Genomic DNA, 8,460 nt, shown 5'->3' with positions numbered 1-8,460 from the left:
ATATAGAATTCCCTTATGCCCAATGATTAAAATCTTTTCATATTAAAGCCGTAGATTCTAAGGACTTTTTGTTTTTATATTGATAAGTCATTTCTTGAATTTTGTATCATCGGAATTTATAATATAGTAAAACAAATTAAATATTAGGCGTTCAACTAATCTTTCATATAATTCGTCTCTTAATTATTTTGCTCATTGCGCTTTTTTATTTTCCTCACTATTTCAACTAAACTTTGTGTAATAATACATATTTCAAATACATTATTTCCTTTCACTCATACTTTTATCATTGAGTTTTTATTCACAAATTCGTAACACATACATATGAGTTATCATGCTAAAATTAGTTTATTCACAAGAAGAAGTTCTTCTTAATAAATCAATCATTTTTAATACCCTGTTTAAAGCCTTGCCCCCCTGCAAGGTTTTTTCCTATTTAAATAGAGTAGTAGTTTTCGTTATGCTTCTCTCCCCCTTGTTCCTTACCCTACAAATAATACTTCATATTTATTTTAATTTTTCAGCATCCGTACTCGCTCTGTTCGAGAGCTCTTTACCAAATATTCAATCTAATGATAAGATTGACCAAATTAATATTTTCGTCCATAACTGTATCAAAAAGTACACTAAAGAAAAAATAGCACTCTCACAATTAAGTAAACGCGAGCTTTTTCTTCTATCTACTTACTATTTAAGGTTAATAGTGATATAACCAGATTTAAAAATTCGACTTAAATTCATTGATGAATGGAGAGGTTTATATGAAATTGAAAGACAAAGTAGCAATCATAACTGGTGGTGCAAGTGGAATTGGCGAATCTACTGTTCGTCTTTTTATCGAAGAAGGTGCAAAAGTAGTTATTGCTGACTTTTCTGAACGTGGAAAAGAACTATCAGATGAATTGAATGCACATGGATATAATACGTTATTTATTAAAACTGATGTAACAAAAGAGGCAGATATTAAACAGCTAATTCATGAGACAGTAAGTACATACGGTAAATTAGATATTATGTATGCCAATGCCGGCGTTGCTGATGATGCACCAGCAAACGAATTATCCTATGAAAAGTGGAAAAGAACTATTGATATTAATTTGTCTGGGGTATTCCTTTCTGATAAATATTCGATTGAACAATTCCTTAAACAAGGTACAGGTGGTGTCATCGTTAACGCTGGTTCAATTCATAGTTTTGTTTCATTACCTACCCCAACAGCATACTCCTCTGCAAAAGGTGGTGTGAAACTATTAACTCAAAATTTATGTACTGCCTACGCTAAATATGGAATACGTATTAATGCGGTGTGCCCCGGTTATATTGACACCCCTTTACTTGGTAGTGTTAATCCTGAACAGAAAGAATATTTAGCTTCACTTCATCCACAAGGCAGACTTGGAACACCAGAAGAAGTCGCTAAAGCTGTCTTATTTTTAGCAAGTGATGATGCTAGTTTTGTTAACGGTACAACACTTCTTGTTGATGGAGGCTATACTGCACGTTAATTTAAAAATTTTGAAGCACCCTAAGAAATATATAGTCTTCAACAAGAAAAAGCGCCATCACAAGTGACGGCGCTTTTTCTATGTAAGAGCAACTAGAAGGTATCCTTCTAGCCTACTCCCATTTATAAGTCCAAAACTGTTCAAGTTGCAGCCATTTTAATGTTGCTGCATCTTTGTTTTTTATTTTTGCATGCGTGTCTTCAAGCATTGCTTCTGTTTGTGAACGGTGCGCACCTAATGCAGTTAATTTATGATCAAATACTTCACTAATGTTATTTACAACATCCGGTTCTCCTAATACTGCTTCACGATTTTTCGTAATCGCAACAGCATGGATAACTGGGCGCTCTTCTTTTGGCATACGTGATACAGCGCGAACGACAGCGCGGCCAAATGCATTATGATCTGGATGTACACCGTGCTCTGGATAAAATGTAATAATTCGAGATGGATTTACTTCTTGAATAATTGCTTCAATTTTGTCAGCAACGAAATCAACATCTTCAAATTCTAACGTTTTATCATGGAAGCCAAGCATTCTTAAATCTTTAATACCCATCGCTTCACAAGCATCTTTCAATTCTTTCTTACGGATATGTGGAATCGTTTCACGGTTAGCGAATACGTTCTTACCCATGTTACGTCCCATTTGTCCTAGAGTACCACATGCATACGTTACAGGTACTCCTTGATCTGTTAATAAGCGAATTGTTCCTCCCGCAGCATATGCTTCATCATCTGGATGCGGAAATACAACAAGTACATGTCTCTCCATAAGTTTCCCTCCTTCTTACTTAAATGGTGTTAAGCTTAACTCAAGTGCAACTGCTAGACGACCTAAATTATCATGTCCAGCTAATAATAAACGCTCTTGATCGTCTACTTCCCAGTGCGTAATACCTTCAGCATATACCCAACCGTGATCCATTTTCAAACCAACTCGGTATGGATTTGTTCCAGTTATCTTCCCGCGTTCAAAACGGATAATCGCATTTCGAATGAAAGCACCAACTGTCATCATCTTTTCATTTATGTGTGATGCATACGCTCCGTTTGTCGTTTCTAAATGAATATATACATCTTTATTTACAAAACGTTCAATTTCATTTTGAATAAGAGAACTATCTTTTACTATTTCCATCGGAATTCACCTCTTTAAACCATTTTACGCAAAAATAATGTAAATTGCTATCTCTATATTAGAGGACAACGCTCACTTTTCCTAATAATTTGCACTGTGTTTTTTATATTTTTTATATGATATGTAAAAAATACATTTTTTCCTTCACTTTGTTAAATAGTTTTCTTTCTTTTTTGAATTTGCTACAATATATTTTATCCCGTATTATTGCAGCGAGATACATTTCGACAATTGAATACATAATTTAAAGAAGGTGACATGATTGGAACAGTCAGCACATGAAGTAGCAAATTGGCAATATTATTTTGCAATTGCCGTATTTTTAATCACGTACGGATTTATTATTTCTGAGAAATTGAATCGTGCTGTAATCGCACTATTCGGTGCTGCTATTATGATTATTTTTGGAGTTGTAGATTTACATACTGCTTTCACATCACATATTCAATGGGAAACGATTACCCTTTTAATTGGGATGATGATTCTCGTACATATTACGAGTCAATCAGGCGTCTTTGAATTTGTGGCCATTAAAGCGGCAAAAGCAGCTGGTGGAAAACCGATTCGCATTTTATTATTACTATCCCTATTAACTGCTTTCGGATCAGCATTTTTGGACAATGTAACGACTGTTTTATTAATCGTTCCTGTTACATTATCCATTACACGTATTTTAAAAGTAAATCCTGTGCCTTATTTGATTTCAGAAGTGCTGTTTTCAAATATAGGCGGAACAGCAACATTAATCGGTGATCCACCTAATATTATGATTGGATCAGCAAACAAGCATTTAGACTTTAACGCCTTTTTACTTAACTTAGCTCCAATCGTAATTATTATTTCTATCGTGACACTTGGCATTATTTACTTCATGTATCGTAACAAACTAAAAACAACACCTGAACAAATCGAAAAACTAATGGCATTAAACGAAAAAGATTACATTAAAGATCAAAGCCTCCTTTTAAAATCTATTTCGATTTTAGGACTAACTATTTTAGGCTTCGTACTTCATTCGATTATTCATGTAGACGCTGCTGTTATCGCGATGACAGGCGCTACACTTCTTATGTTAATCGGCGTGAAAGAACATGATATTGAAGATGTATTTGCCCATGTTGAATGGGTAACCATTTTCTTCTTCGCCGGATTATTTGTTCTCGTTGGCGGGTTAATTGATATCGGACTTATCTCTTCACTTGCAAGAGAAGTAATCGACGTAACAAACGGTGACATCGGATTCGCAGCTATACTTATTTTATGGGTATCTGGCATCGCATCTGCGACAATCGACAACATCCCATTTGTCGCAACGATGATTCCTCTTATTCAAGACTTAGCTACAGGACTCGGACTATCTGTCGATTCTCCGCAAATCGAAGTACTATGGTGGGCGTTATCTCTTGGAGCTTGCTTAGGAGGAAATGGAACACTAATCGGTGCATCTGCAAACGTAGTCGTTGCTGGTATTGCAAAACGTGAAGGACATGGCTTCTCTTATATGGACTTCTTAAAAATTGGTTTACCATTAACTATTGTTGCACTCTTGTTATCACATGCTTATATATATTTACGTTATTTAATGTAAAAGTTGTATTGCATGAAATTATATCGTCAAATACAAAAGGTTTGCAGCATCCGTGCTGCAAACCTTTTTTCATCACCAAAATATACCGATAATTGCTAAACCACCTAAAATCATACCACCAATTTGTCCGACAATTGTTGGTGATAATTGAACACCTTTTCTCACTTCAACAACTGGTCTTTCGTGCCTTAGTTGCTGCACTTCACTTTGAAGTTGGTGCACACTTCCGTGTAACTCTTTAATAAGTTCTTTTAATTCGGCGACCTCTTCATTTACTGGTTTTGCCTTTTCTAAATTCATTTTACATGACTCCTTATAAATTCAATCAACACACTGTAAATTTTCGCCAATTACCATTATATCTCCTGCATACTACATATATAATTTCGAATGTACTTTCTAACCTTGCAGCTCTATCCATTCATCCCGCAATATCCCCATAATCATACGGTCAAAACACTTCCCATCTCTTTGAACCGCTTCTCTCATACAGCCTTCCATTTGAAAACCCATCTTTTTATACAATGCAATGGCAGGTTTATTATACGAAATAACATCGAGACCGATGCGGTGTAAATTCAATTCATAGAAAGCATACTTTAGAATAAGATGTATTGCTTCTTTCCCATATCCTTTTCCTCTATCATTCGCATCTCCTATACCAATGGCTAATAAACCTGTTTTGTTATTCCACTCTATACCATGAATCGCCACAAAACCAATTAAGCGATCTTCTTGAACTGTCCTTACCATGAAAGAAACACTATTCGATCTCCGTCCTTTTAATAACTCATCACTTGCTATTTCATTTAAAGATTGCGGGAATGCTACATCTGTATCAACATTTCTTAAATACTCACTATCTTCTTGCCACATAGCCATTACTTCAGCATCTGTTTCTCTCATAGCTGATAATTTAATCGTTTTATTTCGAAAAAGATTCATTGTCATTTCAAACTCCCCCTTTTAAATAACAGGGATACTTATTTTAGACTATTTATCCCCTTATTCCATAAACTGTTTCATAAACGGGATACTTACAATAAGCGCTGACATTGGCACATCTCCTCCATATTGAATTAACTTCATTGTATAATTTTTTATTTATTCTAACAATAATAGAAAGGCCCTCCAAATTTAGAGGGCCTTTCCTAATAGCAAAACTATATTATTTCGTAAACATTTTCTCCGCTTCATCCATTGCCATTTTGTTTCCTAAAGCAGAATAGTCCAGCCATGGTTGATCATTGATAATGTATACGTGCTTGCCTTTAACTGCTTTTAAGTCTTTCCAAATTGGCGTTTCTTGAAGTTGTTTAAATGCTGCTTTTGCTTTATCATCTCTATTTACAACAACGAAAATCGCATCTGCATCAAAGTCAGGTAATACTTCTTGTGAAATGACTTCGAAAGGGCGGTTTCCATCAATTTTCTCTACACCATTTGCAGGCTGTAACCCTAAGTCTTGGAATAAAATTGGTCCCATCGGTCTTTTCGTACTAAATACACGCAATTCTTTTGCAGTAACGCGAATTGCCATTACTTTTTCGTTATTACCTAGCTCTTTATCTATTAAACCTTTTACTCGTTTTGATTGCTCTTCGTAATCTTGAATATATTTATCTGCTTCTTTCTCACGGTTTACAAGTTTACCAACTTGTTTTAAATGATCTCTCCACGTACCTTCATCTAAATTGAAAGAATGTGTTTTTGCAATTTTTTCGTATTTCGCTACATCTTTACCAGCATATTTTTCATCAACATAAATGTCAGTTGGCTTTAATTGAAGTAACGCTTCCATATTCGGATCTGTTACAACACCAAGCTTCTTCGTATCTTTCAACTTCTCTTTAGCGTGCGGTAAGAAATCTTTTAAATCTCCACCAATAACAGAACCTACTGGTGTAATTCCTAATGCAAGTAAATCATTTGTTAAATGAATAGACATTGAAGCAATTTTTGGGTCATTACTTTTTTCCGTTTTTTTCGTTGCCTCTTCATTAGATTTCGTTTGACCACATGCTGCTAATACTAAAATACACATGATGCTAAATAAAATAGTAAGTTTCTTTTTCATATGTTCTCCTCTTTGAATTATTTATTTTGTTTTTGTAAGTAAATAAAGAAAATACGGTGCTCCTAATGCGGCCACTACTACACCAGCCGGAATAGAATTTGGCTCAAATATAGAGCGACCTATCGTATCTGCTAGTACTAAAATAATCATTCCGATAATGCCAGCTAAAGGAAGAAAGTGTTGATATGTAGTACCTACTAACTTCCTCGCGATATGCGGAGCAACTAAACCGATAAAACCAATCCCTCCTGCCATCGATACACTCCCGCAAGATAATCCAACCGCTGTAGCTAAAAGTAATAACCGTTCTTTTTGAACAGGAACACCAAGTCCTGCTGCTACACTATCACCTAGTGACAATGCATTTAACGTTTTAGATTTTAACCATGCATACGGGGTAAGTATGCAAATCCAAGGTAATAACGCTAGGACATGAATCCAATCCCTTCCCCACACGTTGCCAACTAGCCATCTAGAAGCGAATGTATACGTCTCATCATTTAACTTGAGAGAGAAAAATAACGAAATTGCACTAAAGCCAGCTGAAACAGCAATACCAACGAGAATAAGTCTAATGGGAAGTAAACCTTTCGACCGATCACTCGCAAGTAAAATAATAAGAAATGCAGCTAATAACCCTCCGCCAAATGTAAATAACGGTATTAAAATCGATGCATTCTCATTAATAGAATGAAAGAAAGTAACGAATATAATTAGCCCGAAAGATGCACCTGCATGCAGCCCAAGAATACCAGGATCTGCAAGTGCATTCCGTGATAACCCTTGCAAAATCGCACCGGAAATACCAAGACCAATACCGGCTAACATCGTGATTATTATTCTTGGCATACGATAATCATATAGCACGGTTGCACTCTCAAAATTACCATAACCCAAAAGTGTTTCAATTACTCTAAGTGGCGCTATACTCAGTGTCCCTGTATTTAAACTAATTAAAATTACAGCGATACTTATACATCCGAAGATTGTAGTTACAGTAATAGCTCTCTTTTTATCCTTGTTAAAAAGATCCTTCACTTATAACTCCCTCCCAACTTTACGTGCTATATAGAGGAAGAATGGAACTCCAACAAGAGCTACCATAATCCCTATCGCAAGTTCCTTAGGAGGATTTACTGTTCTTGCCCCTAAATCAGCTACAACTAATAACATAGCTCCTAATAATGCTGACATAGGAATAATGAGTCTATAATTAACACCAACTAATTTTCTAGCAATGTGCGGGATAACTAGTCCTACAAATCCAATAGAACCAACAGCTGAAACAGAAACACCTGCCAGAATAACTACTATAATCATCCCTAGTATTCTCGTTCGGTTCGTTTTCACTCCTAAATTTGTAGCAACATCATCTCCCATTGATATGAGTGAAATAGATCTCCCTAGCATTGTCGCGAAAATAATCGTTATAAGAATAATAGGGACTAAAAATTTCAAGTGTTCCCACTTAACCCCTGCAACACCACCAGCATACCAAAACGCTAAATCTTGGCTTAAATCATAATAAATCGCAACACCTGAACTTAATGAATGTAAAAGTGCTGCCATAACCGCTCCAGCAATCGTTAACCTCATTGGTGTTAACCCGCCTGATGTTGCTGATCCAATAACAAAAATAAGCACTGTACTTAAGACAGCTCCAATAAAGGAAACAATCATTAAATAGGAATACGGCATATGTGGGAAAAAAGCAAAACTAAGTGCTACTACAAACATCGCACCTGCATTTATTCCGAGTACACCTGCATCAGCTAAAGGATTTCGTGTTACACCTTGCATAACAGCACCAGCAACCGCAAAAGCTGCCCCTACAACTGCTGCTCCAATTACTCTCGGGAGCCTTAATTCATAAATAATTTGGTGCTGTGTTAGTTTCGGATTATAATCCAAAACCGCTGCCCACACCGTTTGTACATGAATATCTTTTGCACCAAATGAAATGGCTAAAAATATAGATCCAATTAAACATAAAATTGTTAAGCTCATGAAACATATGAACTTAATATGTATCCAGCGGTTATTACCAGCATGTACAGTAGACTTATGTAACATGTTTCATTTCATCCTTTATATTCAGTTGTTTTTTGTAATTATTTTTTATTTATAATTACTATTGATAATAATTATC

Annotated in this window: 9 protein-coding genes; 2 read left to right on the top strand and 7 right to left on the bottom strand. The window is 35.5% G+C overall.

The window, feature by feature from the left end; genetic code table 11:
* Positions 1–761: 761 nt before the first annotated feature.
* Complete coding sequence (locus tag ABWK52_RS21955; RefSeq protein WP_000768017.1) at positions 762–1,505, top strand: SDR family NAD(P)-dependent oxidoreductase; 744 nt, start codon at positions 762–764, stop codon at positions 1,503–1,505.
* Positions 1,506–1,617: 112 nt separating this feature from the next.
* Here ABWK52_RS21955 and bshB2 read toward each other — a convergent pair whose 3' ends face one another.
* Entirely contained in the window at positions 1,618–2,280 is a 663-nt protein-coding gene (gene bshB2 / locus ABWK52_RS21950) for a bacillithiol biosynthesis deacetylase BshB2 (protein ID WP_000439483.1), read from the bottom strand.
* Between the two features lie 15 nt (positions 2,281–2,295).
* Entirely contained in the window at positions 2,296–2,646 is a 351-nt protein-coding gene (locus ABWK52_RS21945) for a YojF family protein (protein ID WP_000407045.1), read from the bottom strand.
* A 262-nt stretch (positions 2,647–2,908) separates the two neighbouring features.
* On the opposite strand from ABWK52_RS21945, the gene ABWK52_RS21940 reads away from it, so the two are divergent.
* Positions 2,909–4,234, top strand: coding sequence for an ArsB/NhaD family transporter (locus ABWK52_RS21940; protein WP_061655010.1), 1,326 nt, complete (start codon positions 2,909–2,911; stop codon positions 4,232–4,234).
* A gap of 72 nt (positions 4,235–4,306) precedes the next feature.
* Here ABWK52_RS21940 and ABWK52_RS21935 read toward each other — a convergent pair whose 3' ends face one another.
* The 5 genes from ABWK52_RS21935 to ABWK52_RS21915 all read right to left on the bottom strand — a co-directional run bounded on the left by ABWK52_RS21935 (position 4,307) and on the right by ABWK52_RS21915 (position 8,384).
* The gene (locus ABWK52_RS21935; RefSeq protein ID WP_001047304.1) at positions 4,307–4,534 is read right to left on the bottom strand and encodes a hypothetical protein; all 228 of its coding nucleotides are present in this window, start codon (positions 4,532–4,534) and stop codon (positions 4,307–4,309) included.
* Between the two features lie 99 nt (positions 4,535–4,633).
* Positions 4,634–5,185 (bottom strand): GNAT family N-acetyltransferase, encoded by a 552-nt coding sequence (locus ABWK52_RS21930; RefSeq protein WP_000178506.1) that lies wholly within the window; start codon positions 5,183–5,185, stop codon positions 4,634–4,636.
* A gap of 217 nt (positions 5,186–5,402) precedes the next feature.
* Positions 5,403–6,311, bottom strand: a complete 909-nt coding sequence (locus ABWK52_RS21925) for an iron-hydroxamate ABC transporter substrate-binding protein (RefSeq protein ID WP_053512649.1) — start codon at positions 6,309–6,311, stop codon at positions 5,403–5,405.
* A gap of 21 nt (positions 6,312–6,332) precedes the next feature.
* A complete protein-coding gene (locus ABWK52_RS21920; protein WP_098341064.1) occupies positions 6,333–7,349 on the bottom strand; it encodes a FecCD family ABC transporter permease in 1,017 nt (338 codons plus the stop codon).
* Positions 7,350–8,384, bottom strand: a complete 1,035-nt coding sequence (locus ABWK52_RS21915; protein ID WP_000902730.1) for a FecCD family ABC transporter permease — start codon at positions 8,382–8,384, stop codon at positions 7,350–7,352.
* Positions 8,385–8,460: the final 76 nt, after the last annotated feature.

The organism is Bacillus sp. AP50 (assembly GCF_040492675.1).
GTDB lineage: Bacteria > Bacillota > Bacilli > Bacillales > Bacillaceae_G > Bacillus_A > Bacillus_A cereus.
This window is presented reverse-complemented; position numbering and strand designations above follow the sequence as displayed.

What these genes read in the sequence shown, in the direction of transcription:
- ABWK52_RS21945 (WP_000407045.1), bottom strand. Translation starts at nt 2,646, where the DNA reads ATGGAAATAGTAAAAGATAGTTCTCTTATTCAAAATGAAATTGAACGT.
- ABWK52_RS21925 (WP_053512649.1), bottom strand. Translation starts at nt 6,311, where the DNA reads ATGAAAAAGAAACTTACTATTTTATTTAGCATCATGTGTATTTTAGTA.
- ABWK52_RS21935 (WP_001047304.1), bottom strand. Translation starts at nt 4,534, where the DNA reads ATGAATTTAGAAAAGGCAAAACCAGTAAATGAAGAGGTCGCCGAATTA.
- ABWK52_RS21955 (WP_000768017.1), top strand. Translation starts at nt 762, where the DNA reads ATGAAATTGAAAGACAAAGTAGCAATCATAACTGGTGGTGCAAGTGGA.
- ABWK52_RS21915 (WP_000902730.1), bottom strand. Translation starts at nt 8,384, where the DNA reads ATGTTACATAAGTCTACTGTACATGCTGGTAATAACCGCTGGATACAT.
- ABWK52_RS21930 (WP_000178506.1), bottom strand. Translation starts at nt 5,185, where the DNA reads ATGACAATGAATCTTTTTCGAAATAAAACGATTAAATTATCAGCTATG.
- bshB2 (WP_000439483.1), bottom strand. Translation starts at nt 2,280, where the DNA reads ATGGAGAGACATGTACTTGTTGTATTTCCGCATCCAGATGATGAAGCA.